This window comes from Bacillus nitroreducens (assembly GCF_964021195.1).
Genome location: NZ_CAXHYI020000003.1, coordinates 1,470,774 through 1,493,284 on the forward strand (window position 1 = coordinate 1,470,774; position 22,511 = coordinate 1,493,284).

16 protein-coding genes are annotated in these 22,511 nt (G+C 33.2%); all 16 read left to right on the top strand.

Annotation, left to right across the window (positions count from 1 at the left end):
* Positions 1-18 precede the first annotated feature (18 nt).
* A complete protein-coding gene (locus ACWPVE_RS10955; protein ID WP_453993260.1) occupies positions 19-1,290 on the top strand; it encodes a glycosyltransferase family 4 protein in 1,272 nt (423 codons plus the stop codon).
* Positions 1,287-2,576 carry a glycosyltransferase gene (locus ACWPVE_RS10960; protein WP_453993262.1) on the top strand — a complete coding sequence of 430 codons (1,290 nt, stop codon included), beginning with the start codon at positions 1,287-1,289 and terminating at the stop codon, positions 2,574-2,576. Before ACWPVE_RS10955 ends, ACWPVE_RS10960 begins: the two co-directional genes overlap by 4 nt.
* A 40-nt stretch (positions 2,577-2,616) precedes the next feature.
* A complete protein-coding gene (locus ACWPVE_RS10965; protein WP_453993264.1) occupies positions 2,617-5,343 on the top strand; it encodes a CDP-glycerol glycerophosphotransferase family protein in 2,727 nt (908 codons plus the stop codon).
* Between the two features lie 9 nt (positions 5,344-5,352).
* Positions 5,353-6,525 (top strand): glycosyltransferase family 2 protein, encoded by a 1,173-nt coding sequence (locus tag ACWPVE_RS10970; protein WP_453993266.1) that lies wholly within the window; start codon positions 5,353-5,355, stop codon positions 6,523-6,525.
* Between the two features lie 62 nt (positions 6,526-6,587).
* Positions 6,588-8,858, top strand: coding sequence for a bifunctional glycosyltransferase/CDP-glycerol:glycerophosphate glycerophosphotransferase (locus tag ACWPVE_RS10975; RefSeq protein WP_453993268.1), 2,271 nt, complete (start codon positions 6,588-6,590; stop codon positions 8,856-8,858).
* Positions 8,859-8,906: 48 nt separating this feature from the next.
* On the top strand, positions 8,907-9,683 hold the full coding sequence (locus tag ACWPVE_RS10980; protein WP_453993270.1) for a DUF6270 domain-containing protein: 777 nt from the start codon (positions 8,907-8,909) through the stop codon (positions 9,681-9,683).
* A gap of 47 nt (positions 9,684-9,730) precedes the next feature.
* The gene (gene galU / locus ACWPVE_RS10985) at positions 9,731-10,618 is read left to right on the top strand and encodes a UTP--glucose-1-phosphate uridylyltransferase GalU (RefSeq protein ID WP_453993271.1); all 888 of its coding nucleotides are present in this window, start codon (positions 9,731-9,733) and stop codon (positions 10,616-10,618) included.
* 125 nt (positions 10,619-10,743) lie between these two features.
* A complete protein-coding gene (locus ACWPVE_RS10990) occupies positions 10,744-12,021 on the top strand; it encodes a nucleotide sugar dehydrogenase (RefSeq protein WP_453993273.1) in 1,278 nt (425 codons plus the stop codon).
* Positions 12,022-12,087: 66 nt separating this feature from the next.
* Positions 12,088-12,891 carry an ABC transporter permease gene (locus ACWPVE_RS10995; RefSeq protein WP_453993275.1) on the top strand — a complete coding sequence of 268 codons (804 nt, stop codon included), beginning with the start codon at positions 12,088-12,090 and terminating at the stop codon, positions 12,889-12,891.
* Positions 12,892-13,090: 199 nt separating this feature from the next.
* Entirely contained in the window at positions 13,091-15,058 is a 1,968-nt protein-coding gene (gene tagH, locus ACWPVE_RS11000; RefSeq protein ID WP_453993277.1) for a teichoic acids export ABC transporter ATP-binding subunit TagH, read from the top strand.
* Positions 15,059-15,140: 82 nt separating this feature from the next.
* Complete coding sequence (locus ACWPVE_RS11005) at positions 15,141-15,332, top strand: hypothetical protein (protein ID WP_453993279.1); 192 nt, start codon at positions 15,141-15,143, stop codon at positions 15,330-15,332.
* A 99-nt stretch (positions 15,333-15,431) separates the two neighbouring features.
* Positions 15,432-16,976 (top strand): IS21 family transposase, encoded by a 1,545-nt coding sequence (gene istA, locus ACWPVE_RS11010; protein ID WP_453993281.1) that lies wholly within the window; start codon positions 15,432-15,434, stop codon positions 16,974-16,976.
* Positions 16,973-17,746, top strand: a complete 774-nt coding sequence (istB, locus tag ACWPVE_RS11015; protein ID WP_453993283.1) for an IS21-like element helper ATPase IstB — start codon at positions 16,973-16,975, stop codon at positions 17,744-17,746. Before istA (ACWPVE_RS11010) ends, istB (ACWPVE_RS11015) begins: the two co-directional genes overlap by 4 nt.
* Positions 17,747-18,245: 499 nt before the next feature.
* Complete coding sequence (gene istA / locus ACWPVE_RS11020) at positions 18,246-19,745, top strand: IS21 family transposase (protein ID WP_453993285.1); 1,500 nt, start codon at positions 18,246-18,248, stop codon at positions 19,743-19,745.
* 52 nt (positions 19,746-19,797) lie between these two features.
* Positions 19,798-20,547 carry an IS21-like element helper ATPase IstB gene (istB, locus tag ACWPVE_RS11025; RefSeq protein ID WP_341330072.1) on the top strand — a complete coding sequence of 250 codons (750 nt, stop codon included), beginning with the start codon at positions 19,798-19,800 and terminating at the stop codon, positions 20,545-20,547.
* Positions 20,548-21,386: 839 nt separating this feature from the next.
* On the top strand, positions 21,387-22,508 hold the full coding sequence (gene wecB / locus ACWPVE_RS11030) for a non-hydrolyzing UDP-N-acetylglucosamine 2-epimerase (protein WP_453997470.1): 1,122 nt from the start codon (positions 21,387-21,389) through the stop codon (positions 22,506-22,508).
* The last annotated feature ends 3 nt before the right edge of the window (positions 22,509-22,511 follow it).

The window sequence follows — 22,511 nt, forward strand, 5'->3', positions numbered from 1 at the left end:
AAGGGGTGTTGAATGGGTATGGGAAAAAGAATTTTAATGATTTCACAAAATTTTTACCCTGAGATCGGTAGTGCAGGGAACAGAATGAAAAACATATATACACTCCTGAAAAAGAACGGTTACGATGTGAATGTATTAACAACCGATCCAACCTATCCAAACAATAAAATTTATGATGACGAAGAATTTTGGGACGATGAATTTTTAAATGAACACGCCGATGATATACATCGTGTTCAATTAAGGAATCGAAAATACTCTCGTAGTATTATCAATCGCTTGCTTTTTTATTTGGAAATTGCCATCAAAATGGTAATATATGTATTATTCAATCGAAATAAATATGATGTTGTAATCGCTACGTCACCTGCTATCTTTATTGCAATGGTTGGATTATTAGCGAAATATCGTTTTAATAGTAAACTAGTTTTAGAGATTCGTGATTTATGGCCAGAATCGCTAAAAGGTGTTGGTGTTTTTAGTCATCCAATTGTAATTTCTACATTTAGTATGATTGAAACTCTTTTATATAAAAAAGCTGAAAAAATTGTGGTTAATAGTGAAGGGTTCATTGATTATATTTCAAAAAAAGCAAAGATTCCTGCAGTAAATATTGCCTTTCTTCCGAATGGAGCTAGGGAGTATGAAATCAACATCCAAACTGAAAAAAATGAAAGGTTCTCTGTTATCTATGCTGGGAATATGGGGCTTGCACAAGATTCAAATATTCTAATGGAACTTGCAAGTGAGTTAGCTGAAAATGATATAGACCTTACAGTCATTAGTTATGGATTAAAACGCGAGCAATTTGTTCAGTATGTCAAAGAAAATAACTTATCAAATGTTAAGTTCATCAAACCTACAACGAGAAAACAGTGCTTAGAGATTACATCTAAACATCACGTCGGACTAGTTACTTTAACTAACCAAAAAGTTTTTGAAACAGTTCTTCCAGGTAAAGTAATTGATTACATGACTTGTCAAGTTCCAATTGTAGCGTCTGTATCTGGAACTTCAAAGGATATTATTGAACACGAACAAATCGGATTTGTTTCCAGTTCTAAAAATGCAAAAGAAATGCTACAAGAAATTTTATACATTAAAAATCATCCTAATAAGCAAAAGTACTTTGCAAATAATGGGAGGGAATATGTGAATAACAATTTCTTGTGGGAAAATAATATTATTAATTTGATTGATATTATTGAAGGTCGTGTAAGTAACGCAATGAGATTAAAAGTTAAAAAAGAAGCTAAAGAAATCAAAATGGACAAGGTTGAAACACTATGAGAAAAAAAGTATGCATGTTTGTCTGGAACCATTTCACCAACGACGCTCGAGTACTTCGTGAATGTACCGCACTTTCTGAAGACCAGTATGAAGTGGATTTAATTTGTATCCATGATCCTAATGCCCCTTCACTACCAAAATATGAGGAGCGTAACTCGCATTTTAAAGTATATCGTGTAAGACGCTATCCATTGGCATTAGAATGGATGCAAAAAGGGTATCGTTATTTACGCAATAACAAATTTGTAGGCTTAATAATCGCTGCATTGTGGTTATTATGCCTATATTTATATACTCTACCAACCCTAATTGTTACAGGTTTATTAGCTGTAATGGGACTAAGTATTAAAACAAAGTTAAGTATAATTTGGGTTAGGGGCAGTATTATTGCGCGAATGATTGCTCAAGGCTACAAAAAGAATTACGATATTTATCACTCTAACGATTTAAATACCCTTCCTCAAGGAATCATTTGTTCAAAGTTCCGCTTCAAGAAAAAGAAACTTATATATGATTCACATGAAGTACAAACAAGTCGTACCGGATATTCGGAAGTACAAGGAAAGTTAGAAGGATTGCTAATTAAGTTTATCGATGCAATGATTGTCGAAAATCATACTCGTGCAAAATATAATGAAGATTATTACGGGTTTTATCCAAATGTTGTTCATAATTATCCATTTAAACAAGAGAATAAAAGTCAAGAAAAAGCACCATTGCATGAAATCCTTGGTCTTTCTGGGGATGAGAAAATTCTTTTGTATCAAGGTGGTATTCAAACTGGACGTGGGTTAGAAAGACTAGTTGAAGCAGCTCCATTATTCAAGGAAGGAACACTTGTTTTTATTGGTGACGGAAGAATTAAGCCAAATCTTCAACAAATGGTTGAGGAAAAAGGACTTCATGACAAAGTTAAGTTTCTTCCAAAGGTTCCCTTAGCTGAACTGCCAAGTTATACAAGAAATGCATACCTAGGGTTCCAAGTGTTAAATAATGTATGCTTCAACCATTACTCTGCTTCTTCTAATAAATTATTTGAATACATGATGGCTGGAGTTCCTGTAATAGCTTGTAGTTTTCCAGAAATACAGCGAGTTGTTGAAAATGAGTATATTGGATTGTGCATTGATTCACATGACTATAAATCAATTGCAGAAGGGGTTAATACGCTACTAGAGAATCAAGAAATGCGTAATAAAATGAGTGAAAATTGTTATAGCGCAAGTCAAAACTATAACTGGGAAATTGAAAAGATGAATTTGTTAGCCGTATACCGCACAATCTGATCAATAATAAATCGATTATTTTATGAAAGAGTGAAGAACTTTGAATTACAAGGTAAGTGTCATTATTACAAACTACAATAAAGAAAAATATATAAGAAATGCTATTGAATCAGTATTAAGACAAAACCTTAAGGAAGTTCAAATTATTATTATTGATGATGGCTCGACAGATGGTAGTAGTGAAATTTGTCAAGAATACGCAAAACAATTCAGTAATGTATTTTACTTCAAACAAGACAATAAAGGGGTAAGTGCTGCAAGAAATCTAGGTATTACTAAGGTAGAGGCTGAGTACCTTACCTTTTTGGATGCCGATGATTTCGTTACAAAAGATGGGTATGAAAAATTATTCATCCAAAGTAAAAATAATAATGCAGAAACAGCTATAGGAAATATTGTCTGCTTTGACAATGAACGACAATGGAAATTATCTTACATGAAAAAGGTATTTTCAAAAAAAGGTTCTATAGTACAGAATATAAAGATGAATCCAGAACTACATTTGACGCCTTCTGTAAATAATAAACTCTTTAATACTGAGTTTATACGAAAGAATAAGATACTGTTTGATGAAACACAATCAGTTGGTGAAGACTTGCTATTTACACAAAAAAGTCTATTTCTTTCATATAAGACAATTGTCTATGATATAGATGTTCTTTATTACAGAGTAGTAAAAACTGAAGAAAGTCTTTCTAAAGAGGTAAGTATCACTTATTTTGAAAAATTGGTAGAACTTCAACAGAAAATTAAAAAGCTATACAAAGAAATAGGCATCATACATTTTCTTCAACATATTGAAAAAAGGCAAATTAAATACTTTCTAGACTCTATTTTTAATAAAGGGCCTTTGCTAGAAGTAAAGGAGCAAAATTATTTATTAAATGTAGGGTTAGATTTTTTTGAAAGTGTTTCTCAAATAGACAGTTTTGAATATTTAGAGCCTAACTATAGACTATTAGTTACCTTTATATTACAGGAGAAGTATGAAGAAACTGTTAAGCTTTTACAAATAAATCGTAAACATAAAATGAAAAGTGAAAAAATAGTTAAAGGTGATACAATATTTCATTACCTTTATAGATTCTTTCCTGAATATAAAAGTATCCTAAAGGTAAATGAGTTAAAAATTATACACAGGATTGAAGTTTTTAAATTTATAGGCGAAGAGCTAACAATCGGTGGTTATGCATATTTAGAAGGGATGTCCACAGAACGAATTAAAAAGGAATTAATATTTAAAAGTGATGATAAAAGTAAGGCAATATCATTAGAAAATGCGTTAAGGACCGATATTTCTTATCTGTTTTCTAACAATACAATAAATTATGATCAATCAGGATTTGAAACATTGAACATAAATTTATTGGAAGAATTGGGCGAAGGTAAATGGGAAGTTTTTATAAAATTATCTATTGATAATGTTGAAGTCGAACAAAAAGTTGAGGTAATCCTTGCTCAATTAAGGAATTATTTTAAACCTCATGTAAAAAGCAACCTCCTTATTATCCCTACCTTTATAAAAGGAAAATATTTTACTTTTAGAATAAAAAAATCTAGTTTAACTGAGAAAATGCATCTGAAATTAAGCCAAACAAAAAAGAATATTAAATATGATCTTAGTTTTCTACTGAAAAAAGACTTTCAAACGTTTTTTGTTATTATTTTATACAAGTTATTAGGAAATTTATTTAGAAAGAAAAATATATGGTTGATCGGTGAAAGAAGAGATACGGCTCAGGACAATTCTTATCATTTATTTAAATTTATCCGAGAAAATCATCCAAAAATAAATATACATTATGTGATTGATAAAAGTTCTAGGGATTTAAGTAATGTACGTCGTTTTGGTAATATCATTGACTTCGGTAGCATAAAGCATTCATTTTATTTGTTGGTTTGTAATAAGTCCTTAAATAGCTATGCAGAGTTACCAAATATGTATACAGAATCTTATAAAAAGATCTTAAAGTTTTATCCAGAATGGCAACAAAATCAAAAAATATTTTTGCAGCATGGTGTTATTGGAGTAAGTAGAGTTAACCATTCCTTGCATAAGAATAGAACAAATTATTCATTGTTTATTGTTTCTTCGGAATTTGAAAAAAAACATATTATAGAAGAGTTTGGTTATAAGGAAGACGAAGTAATAGTTACAGGATTAGCTAGATGGGATGCTTTGAAAGATACAAGTGAAGGTAAACAGATTTTATTAATGCCAACTTGGAGAAGTTGGATAAAATCTGAAAGTAAACTAAAGGACTCAACCTACTTCAAGAAATATTTAGAGTTACTACAATCCGAAAAACTTCACCAAATATTAGAAAAAAAGGACTTAACGCTTACATTTTATCCTCACTATCAAATACAAAAATTGCTAGGTGAGTTACCCAAATTTCATGATAGAATATTTGTTGTTAGACAGGGAGAAGAAACAGTTCAATCTCTCCTGAGAAGACATAGTCTACTAATTACTGATTATTCAACAGTGTCTTTTGATTTTGCATATATGAAAAAGCCAGTAATTTTTTATCAATTTGATTATGATGAATTTTATTCTGAACATTATAATGAAGGTCCAATTGACCACAAAAAGGAACTATTTGGTAAAAGAGTTCTTAATCAAGAAGAATTATTATTGGAATTAAAAAGTGAAAATGCAATTGAAATGAAAAAAGAGTTTCTTGAGAAAAGTAATTGCTTTATTTCATACAGAAATAAAAACCATTCCAGTAGAATTTATGAAGAGATTATTAACAATATATGAGGTGATATAGTGTTACAACCAAAAATTAGTGTGATTATGCCTGTTTATAATATGGAAAAATACCTTGAGCAATGTCTTGATTCACTTGTAAATCAAACAATTGGTTTGGAAAATCTGCAAATAATAATGGTTAATGATGCTTCAACAGATAATAGTGAAAAAATCATGAACCAGTATAGTAGAAAATATCCTTCTTTTATAGCAATAAACCTCAAAGAGAATACTGGTTCACCTTCAACTCCAAAAAATATAGGAGTTGAAAAAGCGGAAGGTGAGTACCTAATATTCTTAGATCCAGACGATTACTTACCAACTAATGCATATGAAATTTTATATAATAGCGCAAAACAAAATAAATCAGATTTTGTTATGGGGAGTATTACCAGATTCAATGCAAATAAAGTCTGGAAACAACCACAATTAAATACGCCTTTACTCCAAAGAAATCATCCTAATATTAATATACAAGATAAACCAGAATTTCTCTCTGTACTTGGATACTTAGTAAATAAACTAATAAAAACTTCATTTTTTAAGGGAAATAATTTTACATTTGATCCTGAAATTAAACTTGGAGAAGATTTTATTATAAGTAATCAATTAATGTTGAAAGCAGACCGATTCAGTTATATTCCAGATAATGTATACTTCTATAGAATGAGGGAAGATGAGGATGAAAACTCTTTAACGCAATTAGAGCCTATGGAAGCAATAGATAATTTTGTAAAAACAGATGATTACCTATACCAAGTATTTGAGAATCAAAAGCAAAAGCATTTATATAGATACTCTAATCTTCAATCTGTAAAATCTATAATATATAGACTAAATGATGATTTTTTAGCTTTACAAAAAGAAGAACAACAGCAAACTTTGAAACTTGCGTTACCTTGTATAAAACGATTCGATGATTCCTTATTGGATGAATTATCAGATTTTGACCAAGGGCTAATCTATTTTTATAAAGACGAAAATATAGAGAACTTATTACTATATATAAAATATAAAGTAGAAAGAAATAATGCTTTTAAAAGAGGTTATGAACTCCAACTAGCATCAAAAGAGTTAAATAAAATATTTAAATCAAGGTATTGGAAGATAACAAAGCCATTTAGAAGAATTAGAGCTAAGGTAAGAGGTAAATTGAAAAAAGGAAATAAATTCATTCCTATTATTAGGTAGGTATATTATTTTTAATTTCCAAAAAATAATAATATTACCGATTATAAGAGAAGGGACAGTATATGAGTAAAGAATTTCAGACTTCACTGGTATTAACAACATATAATAGTGAAAAATATATAAAAAAGTCTATTAATTCCATTATAAGTCAAACCAATGGAATTAAAGATATTCAAATTTTAATTGTCGATGATAATTCAACCGATGACACACTAGCAATAGCTGAAGAATTCGCAAAAAAGAATCCGAACATAAAAATAATTAAACTAGACGTTCATTCTGGAAACCCAGCAAGATTAAAAAATATTGGTTTAGATAATGCAGATGGAAAACATCTTGTATTCTTAGATGGTGACGACTACTTAACTAAGGACTCGTTAAGTTTTTTAACCAAAGAAATAATGAATGATAGTTTGGACTTTGTGTTAGGTGCACTAGAGAAATTCACAACAAAAAATAACATTATTCCTTGGGATTTTAAGCAACCTATTCTTAAAGAACAGGTAAAAAAAGTAAATGTAAATTCGCATCCTGAATTTTTGGCAGTGTTTTTCCACAAGCTACCTGGTGTATTTAAAAGAGAATTTATTATAAATAATAACTTAAAATTCAATGAGACAGTACCAATGTACTCTAGCGAATTGTTCCTAAAAGAAGCAATGTTATTAGCAGAGTCATTTACGTATATACCAAAGCTTGTATATAAGTATAGGGTGAGAAACACAGATAGTGATCGTTCTTTTTCTCATAAGCATTCTATCGAGCATTCAAAGGAACTAATTCTATTCGATGAATTAATTTATGACTTTTGTAATAACAAGGGAAAATTAAATAAATATAAGTTTGCAAACTTTATTATTACCCGTAACTTTTTATTTAGATTAGATTATGATTTCAATAAACTCTCAAAAGAAATGAAGGAAAAGGTCCTAATTGCATCAACTGAATTAATGAAAAGAACTATAAAATATAATAAAAATAGCTTTAATAAGCTAAACTTGCTGATAATTTCTTTTGTAGTGGATGGTAAGTTTAAACAACTTGTACACTTTTTAGGTTTGAAAATTTCAAAACAATACTATGAAGAGAGAATGCAAGCTATAGAAGGAAGAGATAAAAGGTTATCCGAGGTGAAAAAATCTAAATCTTGGATGTTAACTGCACCATTGAGATATATCTTCAATTTTTATAATGTATTAAAGAATAACTTAATTGATTTACTTGTGCTTTTCTGTTATTTCATTTCTAGACCTTTCTATAAGAATAAGGGAATCTGGTTAATTGGTGAAAGAAGTGATCAGGCAGAAGATAATGGATATCATTTCTTTAAATACTGCAGAACTAACCACCCAGAAGTGCCAATATATTATATTATTGAAAGAGATGCTGAACAATTAAAAAATATAGAGAAATTCAAAAATATAATTTATCACTCCAGTTTTAAACATAAATTGTTTATGCTTCATGCTGAGGTATATATTTCAGCTTATCATTTTCTATCATTTTCTTATCCAAAACCAGTCCAGTTATTTAAAAAGAAATTTGAAAAATATATTGATGCAAAAGAAGTATTTCTTCAACATGGTGTTTATATACATGATGTTAGTGAATGGACATTTATTGAGAAAAACCCTTATGATTTGTTTATAACTAGTTCGGATTACGAAAGAAAATATGTAATTGAGAAATTAGGCTATAAACCCGAACAAGTAAAAAATTTAGGGTTAAGTAGATTTGACAATTTATATAACAATAATGTAAAAAAAGAAATTTTAATCATGCCAACCTGGAGACAATTTTTAAGAAATCAATCTAAACAGCAATTCGTTTATTCTGATTATTTCCAGAGATATAACAATCTTATTAATGACAAACAATTTTTAGATCTGATAACTAGTGAAGGAATTAAAGTTAACTTTTATATTCACAGTGAAATGCAGCGGCTAATTGATTGTTTCAATTTTGAACATGAAAACATTAATGTTTTAACAAAGAAGGATGTATCTGTTCAAGAGTTATTAAAGGAAAATAGTTTATTAATTACGGATTATTCATCGGTGGCAGCTGATTTTTTATATATGAATAAACCAGTAATATTGTATCAATTTGATCCAGATAAGTTTCATTATAGACCTTCAGAATATATTAAATACTCAGACATGGGGAAAGTGGTTGCTACTCAAGAGGATGTTATATCTGAACTTATGAAAAGTATTAAATTAAACTTTTCTCTAGAGAAAAGTCAATTAGACAAGGCTAATGAAATATTTAATTTAAGAGATCAAAATAATTGTAAAAGGACTTTTGAAGCAATTTTATCTTTAAGTAAATAAAGAGGGATTAATTTTAAATTTAACCTTTTTTAAATAAGGGGGGAAAACATGAAGAAAAGTATTGGTATATTAGGAAGTTGTGTTACTAGGGATGTTTTTGATAATTCTTTTAATGAAGGAATTGAGAGTGAATATGAGGTATCATTCTATACTTCTAAATCTTCTCTAATAAGTATAGAATCGAATCCAATTTATATTAGTGAGGGTTATGGAAAACCAGAACACAGAAATTTTTTTAAACGCGTTTTACAAAATGATTTCGAAAAAGGTTTTTTTAATCGTCTTACAGGAGAGCAAGATATCTTTATAATAGATTTTATTGATGAAAGATATGACTGCTTTGAAATATCTCCTAATCAAATAGTTACAAGAAGTGATTATTTGTTAAATTCGGGGATTCTGGACAAAATTAATTACCAAAGACAACTTTATCGAGTAAAACAAGAAACAATTGAGATGTGGAAGGAATCTTGTGATTCCTTTTTAGAAAAATTATTGAAAGTCATTCCCAGAAATAAAATAGTACTTCATAAGGCCTATTACGCAAAAGACTTTAGAGATGTAAATGGTGAAATTAAAATGTTTGATGGGACATTAAATAAGTACTTTAACCAGGAAGAAGTGGAAAAACATAATAATTTACTATCACTATATTATGATTACGTACTTAAAAGGATTCCTGGTATCAAGGTCATAGATATTAGTGAAAACGGACCAATAATAGCTTCTAGAGAACATAAATGGGGTTTAGCTCCTTTTCATTATGAAAAGAACTATTACGAAAAATTCAAGGATACATTAAAAAGAGTTACACAAGATAAATAACGTAGAGGGTAATTTTAAATTTTAATTAACTAGAAGAGGTATTAGAAATGAAAAAAATTAGAAAAGCTGTAATTCCAGCAGCAGGTTTAGGAACGCGTTTTTTACCAGCTACCAAAGCTATGCCTAAAGAAATGTTGCCGATTGTAGATAAACCAACTATTCAATATATAATTGAGGAAGCTATAGAATCAGGGATTGAAGATATAATAATTGTAACAGGGAAAGGTAAACGTTCAATTGAAGATCATTTTGATTTCAATTTTGAATTAGAACAAAATTTATTGAGTAAAAAGAAGTTTGATTTATTGGCTAAAGTACAAGAGCCAACGGAAGTTGACATTCATTATATTAGACAAAAAGAGCCTAAAGGTCTCGGACATGCAGTGTGGTGTGCAAGAAAATTTATAGGTGATGAACCGTTTGCTGTGTTACTCGGTGATGATATTGTTCAAAATGAGAATCCTTGTTTGCGTCAATTAATGGATGAATTTGAAAAGACATCTTCTTCTGTTATAGGTGTCCAAGAAGTTCCAAATAATGAAACACATCGTTATGGAATCATTGATCCGATTAATCAAGAAGGTAGACGCTATGAAGTTAAAGAGTTCGTAGAGAAACCCAAGCCTGGAACTGAACCATCCAATCTGGCGATTATGGGAAGATATATACTAACACCTGAAATTTTTCCGATACTAGAAGATCAAAAAATTGGAAGTGGAGGAGAAATACAATTAACTGATGCTATACAAAAACTAAATCAAATACAAAGAGTTTTTGCATTCAACTTTGAGGGTACTCGTTATGATGTTGGTGAAAAGTTTGGGTTCGTAAAAACTACAATTGAGTTTGCATTGCAACATGATGAATTAAGAAATGACGTACTACAGTTAATTGAAGAGTTGTTAAACAAAGAAACAGCCAAGGTTACTAACTAGATTTTACTCCGAATGAAAAGTGACTAATTATGTATTTGTATTACTAATCCTAGAGGGGAGTGAGAAAAATGTTCTCCTCCCTATTTTTATATTATAATGATAATGAATTAGGAAAGGGTGTTAATATGAAAGTTTGTACAATTGGTTTGGGGTATATAGGTCTACCTACTTCAATCATGTTTGCAAAACATGATGTAGAGGTAGTAGGTGTAGATATTAAAAAAGAAGTAATCGATTCTTTAAATTCTGGAAAAATTCATATTGAAGAACCTGGTCTCCAGGAAGCGTTAGAAGAGGTAATTAATAAAGGGACTTTTAAAGCTTCATTAGAACCCGAAAAAGCCGATGCTTTTATTATTTCTGTACCTACACCAAATAATGATGATCAATATAAATCTTGTGATCTAAATTATGTGTTAAGTGCTGTAAAATCCACATTACCGTTTATTGAAAAGGGAAATGTATTAATAGTTGAATCAACGATTGCTCCGCGTAGTATGGATGATGAAATTAAACCAATCGTTGAAGAGGCGGGGTTTGTTGTTGGTAAAGACATTTTCCTTGTACATTGTCCAGAACGTGTTCTACCTGGGCAAATTATGCATGAATTAATTCATAATAACCGAATTGTAGGTGGGATTACTCCTGAGTGTACAGAAGCAGGTGCACTAATTTATAGTACTTTTGTAAAAGGAGAAATTATTAAGACAAATGCTAAGACAGCGGAAATGTCTAAACTTATGGAAAATACGTTTAGGGATGTAAATATTGCGTTAGCTAATGAATTGGCTAAGGTTTGCAATGAGCTAGATATAAATGCACTTGATGTTATACAAATGGCTAACAAACATCCGCGTGTAAACCTTCATACACCTGGACCTGGAGTCGGTGGACATTGCTTAGCGGTAGACCCTTATTTTATCGTGGCAAAAGCACCTGAAACTGCGCAACTTATTAACCTTTCACGCACTATTAATACTTCCATGCCATACTATGTGGTGGAGAATATTAATAAATTAATGGAAAAGGTACAGGGCAAGGTTATTACATTGTTTGGTTTAACTTATAAAGGGAATGTAGATGATGTTAGGGAAAGCCCTGCAATGGAGATTAGGGAATTATTACTTCAGGAGGGTAAATTTGAAGTTCGTGCTTATGATCCACACGTAAAAGCAGATTTTGTTATGGATGATATAAAAGAGGCAGTTCATTCGTCTGACTTAATAGTGGTTCTTTCAGACCACTCTGAATTTAAAAAGATTGACTGGGACAAATTATCGAAAATGAATCATAGACAAGTCTTTGATACTAAAAATGTAATTCAGAACCCTTCAGTAGATTTTGATTGCATTAATTATGGAAATTTATATAAATTTATTAATAAGAAAGAAGTAAATGTATAAAATTATACTAACGTTCGATTGTTTTTCTTAAAACAATGATTTTTTATAAAAAGGAAGCTAACTTTAATGAAATCTATACTTATAATTCTAAGGGAACAATTCTTCAATTTACATTTGATATTTCGATTAGCCATTTATGATATTAAAGGAAAATATCAAACCCATTATTTAGGAGTCTTATGGCAATTTCTTAACCCAGCCATTCAAGTTTTCATTTTTTGGTTTGTTTTTGGACTTGGACTTAGAGGTGGATCGACTACAAGTGATGTTCCCTTTATTGTTTGGTTGCTTACTGGCTTAATTCCATGGTTCTTTATGGGCCCTTCAATCACTCAAGGTGCAAATAGTGTATATACAAAAGTAAATTTAGTGTCAAAAATGAAATTTCCTGTTAGTGTATTACCCACAATCGTCATCGTTAGTAATGCATTTAATTTTATAGTCATGCTTGTAATACTAGCAGTGATTTTACTCATTTATAAAATTAATTCAGGCATTTTTTTGTTACAGTTACCTTATTATTTGATATGTACTTTAGTATTTTTATATTCATTTACTTTGTTAAGTTCAACAATATCAACAATAGTTAGAGATTATCAACTTATTCTACAGTCGATTATAAGGATGATGCTTTATCTATTACCAATTCTATGGGATATGAGTAATTTACCGAATATAATAGTAACAATCCTTAAATTGAATCCAATTTTTTATTTAATAGAGGGGTTTCGAAATACCTTCTTAGGATTGGAATGGTTTTATGACGATATATTATATACACTCTATTTTTGGCTAGTGACTTTTATTATTTTAATGTTCGGATCAATTCTACATCTCAAATTTAGAAGTAGGTTTGTTGACTATTTATAATTACAATTAAAAATAATTTAAAATGACAAGTGCTTTCACTTGTCATTTTTTATAAGAAAATAATCATTACTTAAGTGGAAAAACCTGTTTTTCACTATGTGGCTGTATAAATGAAGCTATTGTATGTTATTATTAAAAATGCGAATCAATTTAAGAAAAGATATATGAATATAGTCCTAGTTACTTTAAAGGAGTAAATATGAGTAGTTCAGTTATATTTCATAAAGTTACAAAAAGATACAAAATGTATCAAAAAAAATCAGACAAATTATTGGATATAGCACTGCCAAAAGATTTCGGTCAGGATTTTTATGCTCTCCAAAATGTTAGCTTTAAAGCTGAAAAAGGAGATGTAATCGGAGTTATTGGAATTAATGGATCAGGTAAATCAACATTGTCTAATTTGATTGCTGGTGTTATACCACCAACGTCAGGTGAGATTGAGATTAATGGAGATGTTTCGATTATTTCAATAGCATCAGGCCTCAATAATCAGTTAACTGGTCGAGATAATATAGAACTAAAATGTCTAATGCTTGGCTTTTCTAAGCAGAAAATCAAAGAGTTAATGCCAGAAATAATTGAATTTGCGGAACTTGGTAAGTTTATTGACCAACCTGTAAAAAGTTACTCAAGTGGTATGAAAGCCCGATTAGGCTTTTCTATATCTGTAACGATTGATCCAGATATACTTGTTGTTGACGAGGCTCTTTCTGTTGGTGATAAAACTTTTGCTGATAAAAGTTTAGCAAAAATGATTGAGTTTAAAGAAAGAGGAAAAACAATCTTTTTTATTAGTCATTCCATTAGCCAAGTTAAACAATTTTGTGAAAAAGCTCTTTGGCTTGAGGCAGGAGAAATAAAAGCTTACGGTAGTTCGGAAGAGGTCATTCCGCAATATGAAAAGTTTGTGAATGGCTTTAGAAAATTATCGAAAGAAGAGCAAGAAAGAATAAAAAAGGAATTTGATGATAGAAGGAGTAAAATTCGTGTAGCAGAAGAAGTTGAAGATGATGGAGACGATGATGGTAGTTTACCACCACCGACCATTAAACGAAGAAGTTTTAAGCCTAAATTTTGGCTTATCGGTTTTCTATTCATTTCTTTGCTAACGCTCGGGGCTGTTCTAAGTTGGGACAAGTTCTTCACTAAACCAGAACCTCCAAAGAAAGTAGAACCAGAGGTTAGCGTTCAAAATGAAGAAGCGAAGATTAATACCGAAAAAGTTGAGGAAGAGCCTGAGATAATTGAGCAGCTTGATATCCGTTATGTAAATGTTGCTGCAGCATATGTACGGGATTTGCCTAATCTTACAGACAGCAACCAGGTGAGCATGGTTTACTTTGGTCAACCAATACTAGTGACAGAAACAAAAGAAGATCCAAATGGTGAGTTAACTTGGTTAAAGTTTAATATTCAAGACAACCAAGAAGTTTGGATTAGTGATGGGGTTGTGGAGAAGTTTGAAAAGTCAGTAGATGAGGGGGAATTTATTCCTGCTGTCGATACACAGTACAATGTTGATTTATCAGAAGTAAATGTGTTATTTACAACTGATGAAGAATCATTGAAAGAGGAAGATACAACAACGTATACGTTTGACGAAGAGGGCTACCTTTCTGAAGTTTCGTATCGCCTAAATAAGACAACTTCAGTGGAAGAGCTTACTTCTAATCTTGGTCAGCCGCATCTTGTAAATGAAGATCAAAACATGGTTATGTATCATGGTAAAGATTTTGATTATGTTTTTTACGCTGAGGATTCAAATCAAATGAATACGTTAGTTGTTCGTCCTGTGATCAAAGATAAGGAAGCGATTATAGAGCTCGATTTATTTGAAGACGATGTAGAGACAGAAGACACGGAAACGCCGTCACAAACAGATAATAATTCTACATCAAATACTGATCAAACACGTGAAGTTACAACAACGCCAACTCCTCCAAAAAAGGAAGAGAAACCAAAGGCTCCAACAAAGCCTTCCCAACCGAAGGAGTCTGAGCAACAGAAGGAACCATCAAAACCAAAGGATCCCAAGCCCAATGATCCTAAGCCAGAGGATCCAAAGCAACCTGAGCAGCCGGTTGATCCGACTCCAGATCCAGTTGTGCCGCCAGAGGATCCTGAAGATCCAACACCGGATCCACTCACACCTTCGAATCCGTAAAATAAATAGAGAATTAGAGAAGGAGCGTCCAGAAGCTTTGACTTTGGGCGCTCCTTAAATTTGTTGAAAGGTGGAGGATAATTTGAAAGAAATTATAAAACTCATTGTAGAAATAGTGAATGTTTTTCATGATTTGATATTGAGAATTACAGAACGTTTGGGTCTTCAATTAACGGATAAAGACCTTCACTTTTGGGTAATCGGAGTAATTGGAATCATAGGATTTGCATTTGTTGTAAACGATAAACTAGAATTAACAGTTTTCCACAAATAAGGTTAAACAAATTTCAACAAATAAGATTCAACAGTTTAACCTGAAATAACACACTTTCTATATACTTGAAGTAGTCTATGGAAAGTGAGGAACAAGGAAGTGGAAAAGTTGACAATATACAACGAAATTCATAGGCTTCGCAGCGAAGGGTTTTCTAACAGTGCGATAGCCAGAAAATTAAAGATTTCTAGAAATAGGGTGATTGATTACGTAAAAATGACACCAGACGAATTTTTCTTATTCGCAATATCTTTACAAAGTAGAAGTAAAAAGTTGGATCCCTTTCGGGAGAAGATTCTGGGATGGCTCAAGGAACATCCAGACCTTTCAGGAGCTCAGGTATTAGACTGGCTGGAGGAAAAACTAGATGTCAATTCAGTCACCGAGGGAACGGTAAGGAATTATGTGAATGAGTTACGAGAAACCTACCATATACCTAAAGTGCTTTCTGAACGTGATTATAGTACAGTTCCAGAACTACCTATGGGGCTGCAAATTCAAGTTGATTTTGGTCAAAAAAGGTTACCTACAACGGATGGGAAATATAAGCGGCTTTATTTTATAGGATTCGTACTAGCGCACTCAAGATACAAATATGTGGAGTGGCTGGATCGACCGTTTCGGACTTCTGACCTTATCCGAATGCACGAGAATGCTTTCCGTTTTTATGGTGGAATGTCCGAAGAAATAGTCTACGACCAAGATCGTTTACTGACGGTTAGCGAGAATGCAGGAGATCTTATCATGACAGAGGAGTTTACTAAGTATCAGCAGACTAGGAAGTTCAAAGTCTATCTATGTAGAAAATCTGACCCTGAGTCTAAAGGGAAAATTGAACAGGTCGTAAAATATGTAAAAAATAATTTTGCGAAAAATCGTACATTTGATAATTTAGTAGATTGGCAGAATTCTAGTATGAAATGGCTGAAGCGTACTGGAAACTATAAGGTTCATCATAATACAAAAAAGAGACCAGTTGAAGTGTACGCCCTGGAAAAGCAACACTTACAAAAAGTCTCAGGTACTTATATTTTTGAAGATATCTTCGATTCTAGTATAACAAGAACTATTAACAAAGACAATGTCATTCGGTTCGATGGTAATCGATACAGTGTACCTCGCGGTACATTTCGAAAAGGTGCCACCAATATCGCTTATGTCGAAAGTAATGAGAATCATTTATATATCCGCCTGCAGAAAAATGGACAAGTTTTGGCCAAGCATAAAATTGCAGAAGGAAGTGGAGAGGTTATCTCGGATCCTTCCCATAGGAAGCGTAGTCAGACTAAACGAGATCTTTTAATACAGCAAATTGAAAATATGTTAGATGATAAAGAATCTGTGAAATGGCTAGTTGAACTGCTAACCGAAAATTACCCTCGTCATTTAGTAGATCAATTAAAAGTGGTGCAATCTGTTATCTTGAAATACCCTGCTTTCATTGAAGATGCAATTCTTGAAATGAGGCGTCTAAGATTGATAAGTGCAAATGATTTAAGGGATATCGCCCACTCCCTAGAAATTCAAGGCCGTAAGAAAAGAAAGGACAATATATCTTTGAATGATAAATATAAGGATCTAGTCGCTCCTGAACGAAAAGAGGATATCTATTTCAGTGTTCTTCAAGGAGATGGGAACAAATGAGCCAACCATACGAAATACTTCAGGACAAGTGTCGTTCCTTACGCTTAGCAGAGACAGCAAAAGAGTTACCAAAATTTCTTAGAGAAGCAGAAGCTAAAGGATGGACATATCATGAATTCATCCATGAGATTCTGAGTCATGAATTAAGCTGTAGGGAGAGAAAGAATAGCGAAAAACTAATGAAGTGGGCAGAGTTCCCCGAAGTTCTGACATTTGAGAACTTCCGCTTAGAAGAACAGAGTGCGGTTGGTGAGAAACAACTAAATATATTAAAGCAGCTAACATGGGTTGATGAGTGTTTCACCCTGATAATGATGGGGCCAACGGGTGTTGGCAAAACTTTTCTTTCAACAGCTCTAGGTGTACACGCTATCGAGAGTGGATACCAAGTTTCTTTCATATCAATGGATCGCTTAATCTATATATTAAAATCAAGAGAGTACATCAGTAAGTCTAAAACAAGATACAAGCGCATCATCGAATCCGACCTAATCATCATTGATGATGTCATGTATATGGCATATGAACCCCAGGACGCTCATCTATTCTTTCAGTTCATTTATGAAATGTATGACAAGGCAGCGTTCATCCTTACATCCAATAAAGGACCTGGTGAATGGGGGAAATTCCTTGGCGATACAACGCTTACGACTGCGATCTTGGACCGTCTTCTCCATCGAAGTGAAATATTAACTTTTAGTGATGAGCAGGACAGTATTAGGATGAAGTACAGGAAAACACTATTCTCGGATCAAAGTATTGAATCTTAGAAAAAGGAGATGCCATGTCCCTACCTAGTTTGAAGACTAGGTAGGGGATATCAAAGTGTTGAATCTTAATTGATGAAACCTGTTTAGACTTATTTATTAAAAACTGTTAAATACTACTTGACGGTTACAATTTGTCCAGATTGTATTCCGATTCCTTGCAAAGTATAGCATTACTGCTATTTCATTTACGTATACATTCACCATGGTTGTGATAATCGTATTTGCGATTGAAATTCAGCAGCATATTACGGGTAGAGGAAAAATGGACTTTATTGATGCAGTAGTAGGACTATGGGGTTTTCTTGTTTTTTTTGCAGCATATGTATTTGTTAGAGTCATCTATAACAGTTGAATATTGCCACCCAGTAGACCCTCCTTTGCCATGTTTTTATCCCATTAATGACAAGTTTTAGACCCACCTCTGCCAAACTGAGGACCACCCTCCTATATAATGGAATTGCACTATGCTGTGCAAATCTATTATATAGGAGGTTTTTTTGTGGTTAAATACCGAGAAATCCTTAGGCTACATGCCCAAGGAGTAAGTCAAAGGGGGATCGCTTCTAGTTGTGCCAACTCGAGAAATACAATTAGAGAGGTAGTTAAAAGGGCTCAAAAGTTAAATATTTCTTGGCCATTCGAGGAGGATATGACAGATAGCGATCTTCAAGAACTTCTGTTTCCAGAAAAGCATGAAGCATCTAATTTCAGGAGAAAACCAGATTGTGAACACATCCATAAGGAATTAGCTAAGCCGGGAGTGAACTTAGCTCTCCTGTGGGATGAGTATTGTTTAAGTTGTAGGGCGAGTGATGAAATCCCCTATAGCTATAGGCAGTTTTGCCGTTTCTATCATGATTACGCTAGGAAAACAAAAGCAACTATGCGTATTAAACGTAAGCCAGGCGAACAGCTGGAAGTGGATTGGGCTGGTCAAACTATGAGTCTAACAGATAATTTGACTGGCGAAGATATTCCTGTCTATATATTCGTCTCTGCCCTATCGTGTAGTCAGTACGCTTATGTAGAGGGTTTCTTATCTATGGACACCGAAAATTGGATTACAGCCCATATTCACGCCCTACAGTTTTTTGGTGGTGTACCTCGGATTATTGTTCCTGATAATTTAAAGACTGGGGTAATCAAAGCCTCTCGATCTGAGCCTATCATTAATCCAACCTATCAAGAGATGGCTGAACATTATCAAACAACGATTATTCCAGCACGTGTACGTCATCCAAAGGATAAACCGAGTGCTGAAGGGGCAGTTGGAGATATATCAACTTGGATTATTGCTTCACTACGAAACCAGAAATTTTTCTCTCTGGCGGAACTAAATGAAGCTATTAAAGAAAAGCTTCAAGAATTTAATACAAAACCATTTCAAAAGAAAAAGGGGAACAGGCATACAGCCTTTACAGAAGAAGAAAAGTTTGCGCTAATGCCGTTGCCTGTTTCCCCGTACGAGATGGCCACTTGGCTAAAGGCGACCGTACAATATGATTATCACATAAATGTAGACAATATGTCTTATTCTGTTCCTTATGATTATATCCAACGTCGTGTAGATGTTCGTGTAACGAGAACCATTGTGGAGGTTTTTTATAAAAATTTTCGAATTGCATCCCATAAAAAACTCACTGGTAAACTCGGACAGTCAATTACTATTCCAGATCATATGCCAAAGGAACACAAACAATTTCTTGAATTCAATAAAGAGTATGTTTTGGATTGGGCAACCTCTGCAGGTGAAAGTACACTAGCCACGGTTAAGAGTATACTAGCTTCTTATAAAGTGGAAAAACAAGCCCTGAAATCCTGTCTTGGATTAATAAAACTGTCAGATAGGCATTCTATAGAGCGTGTTGAAAAAGCGTGTGAAAGAGCTCTATCTTATACTCCAAGACCTACACTTAAAAGTATACAAACGATATTAAAGACTGGACAAGATAAACTATCTGAATCGAAAGAAACAAAAGATCCAAAAAAGGAAAAGTAGACAAATGATTATGGATTCACTCGTGGATCCGAATATTATGGAGGTAAGAACAATGACAAATGAAAGCACATTAACTAAATTAAACGAAATGAGAATGTCTGCCATGGCAGAGATGTATGTAGAGCAGTTAAAAAACCCTGATTATCAAGACCTATCTTTTGAAGACCGTTTTGGAATACTTGTTGATTTGGAATGGACCCGCAGACAAAATAGTAAACTAGAACGATTGATTAAAAGTGCGGAATTGCGTGACACGCAGGCTTCTATTGAAGATATCGAATATCACCCAGATAGAAAGCTAGATAAGTCACAAATTCTTCGCCTAGCCTCTGGACAATATATTGAGGACCACCACAATATCATTCTTAAAGGGGCTTCAGGAAATGGAAAGACATATCTAGCTTGTGCATTTGGCATTGCAGCTTGTCGCCAATTCTACAAAGTTCAATATACTAGATTGCCAGATTTATTAGATGAACTCTCTATCGCAAGAGGAGAAGGTGTTTACCGCAAGGTAGTGAAAAAATATAAAAAAGTCGATTTACTCATCCTTGATGAATGGCTTCTTACACCATTAAGGGAAAGTGAAGCTAGGGATCTCTTGGAGATTGTAGAAGCTAGACACCAACAAGGTTCTACAATATTTTGTTCCCAATTTGACCCTAGAGGGTGGCATGAAAAGATTGGAGAAGGTACTCTAGCTGACGCAATTTTAGATCGCATTGTCCATGACTCTTATCAAATTTTGATAGATGGTGAAATATCCATGCGAGAGCGTCATGGATTAGGTGGACAAGCTTGATATGACTAATATAACGAGAGATGACCTAATGAAAATAGAGGATTATTATTATAAGACTGGATACAAGCACTGGTGCCGATTCCCTGAGGAACTAAAGACAAATCTATTAGATAACCATTCCCCCAGATCTGGACTGAGCAGGATATTTATAAGGGCTCAAGAAAAATAATTATGGGGTATTTCAATAAAAGGTTTAATTAAGGTTTTATTAAGAAAGGCCCTGCAGATATAAAATTGGCCCTGTAGGGCTTTTTCTAGGCAATGGTACTCTTTATGTCAGTAGTGGGTCATTTTTATGGCAGAGGTGGCTCAAAAAGATGGCAACACTGGAACTATCCCATGACAATATTCACAGTTTGAGAAAGTGGACTATGAAAGACAAAAAGCCCCGAACTACAAGGTATAAAGGATGAAAAAACAGGTAGCCCCTTACAAAAAAGTAAGGGGTGGATAAAAAGGTCTTCCGTTTGTTCATAGGATAGCACATTTTTTGGTATTTATTCAAAAGTTTTGACGCTCGCTTCTAAAACCGCACAAACGAGGATGAGAGGAATAAGGAACAATATTTTTAATAAATTCACAGATACCATCTCCTTTAGTAATAGTTTACCCACTCTTTGTAAAAAACATTGTCATATAGTGTAAAGGAATCATTTTTTTTGAATATTTTTGTAAACATATTGTAAAATGTTTATGCATTGAATTCATAAGTTGATGGCGTATAATTAGACAAGGGTTTATTTTATAAATACATAATTGTATGGAAGAAATTCACATACTAATCTTAAAAGGTATGCTATGGAAAGGCGTGGCTTATATTGGTAAATAAAATAAAAGTAATGACCGTTTTCGGAACGAGACCAGAGGCGATCAAGATGGCTCCTCTAGTAAAAGAACTCGAGAAGTATCCTGACCAAATTGAATCAATTGTAACTGTTACGGCACAGCATCGCCAAATGCTAGATCAAGTGTTGGAGATATTTGAAATTACCCCTGACTACGATTTGAATATCATGAAGGATCGTCAAACGTTAGTAGGTGTCACAACTCGAGCATTAGAGGGTCTGGATGAAGTAATTAAAGAGGTGAAGCCTGACATCGTGTTAGTTCACGGTGATACGTCTACAACCTTTGTTGCTAGCCTTGCAGCTTTATATAATCAAGCAAGTGTAGGACATGTTGAGGCTGGTCTTCGTACTTGGGACAAGTACTCCCCATTCCCTGAAGAGATGAATCGTCAATTGACAGGTGTCATCGCGGATCTCCATTTTTCACCAACAAAAAAATCCTACCAAAATCTTGTGAATGAAAATAAGAAAGAAGATACGATTTACATCACAGGAAACACAGCGATTGATGCGTTGAAAACAACGGTATCTGACAGCTATAAGAACGAGGTGCTTGATAAACTTGGAGATGACCGTCTTATCCTGTTAACTGCTCACCGTCGCGAAAATCTTGGCGAGCCAATGCGTAATATGTTCCGTGCAATTAAGCGCCTTGTAACAGAACATGATGATGTACAAGTTATTTATCCTATGCATATGAATCCTGCTGTTCGTGAAGTGGCGGATGAAATACTAGGTGATGATAAACGCATTCATCTAATCGAGCCACTAGGAGTATTGGACTTCCATAACTTTGCATCTAGAGCGCATATCATTTTAACGGATTCCGGTGGCGTTCAAGAGGAAGCTCCTTCCCTTGGTGTTCCTGTACTTGTTCTTAGAGATACGACTGAGCGTCCAGAAGGTATAGAAGCAGGTACCTTAAAACTAGCAGGTACGGATGAGGAAACAATCTATCAGATGGCCTATGAGCTATTAAATGACAAAGAGGCATACGACAAGATGGCGAAAGCTTCAAATCCATATGGAGATGGGAATGCTTCACATCGAATCGTTCAAGCTATCTTACACCATTATGGAAAAGTTGATAAGGCGCCTGACCCATTCCAATAAGAT

Bases quoted from the DNA above. Each gene is read 5' to 3' on its own strand.
- ACWPVE_RS10955 (WP_453993260.1), top strand. From the start codon at position 19: ATGGGAAAAAGAATTTTAATGATTTCACAAAATTTTTACCCTGAGATC.
- ACWPVE_RS10960 (WP_453993262.1), top strand. From the start codon at position 1,287: ATGAGAAAAAAAGTATGCATGTTTGTCTGGAACCATTTCACCAACGAC.
- ACWPVE_RS10975 (WP_453993268.1), top strand. From the start codon at position 6,588: ATGAGTAAAGAATTTCAGACTTCACTGGTATTAACAACATATAATAGT.
- ACWPVE_RS10980 (WP_453993270.1), top strand. From the start codon at position 8,907: ATGAAGAAAAGTATTGGTATATTAGGAAGTTGTGTTACTAGGGATGTT.
- galU (WP_453993271.1), top strand. From the start codon at position 9,731: ATGAAAAAAATTAGAAAAGCTGTAATTCCAGCAGCAGGTTTAGGAACG.
- ACWPVE_RS10990 (WP_453993273.1), top strand. From the start codon at position 10,744: ATGAAAGTTTGTACAATTGGTTTGGGGTATATAGGTCTACCTACTTCA.
- ACWPVE_RS10995 (WP_453993275.1), top strand. From the start codon at position 12,088: ATGAAATCTATACTTATAATTCTAAGGGAACAATTCTTCAATTTACAT.
- tagH (WP_453993277.1), top strand. From the start codon at position 13,091: ATGAGTAGTTCAGTTATATTTCATAAAGTTACAAAAAGATACAAAATG.
- istB (WP_453993283.1), top strand. From the start codon at position 16,973: ATGAGCCAACCATACGAAATACTTCAGGACAAGTGTCGTTCCTTACGC.
- istB (WP_341330072.1), top strand. From the start codon at position 19,798: ATGACAAATGAAAGCACATTAACTAAATTAAACGAAATGAGAATGTCT.
- wecB (WP_453997470.1), top strand. From the start codon at position 21,387: ATGACCGTTTTCGGAACGAGACCAGAGGCGATCAAGATGGCTCCTCTA.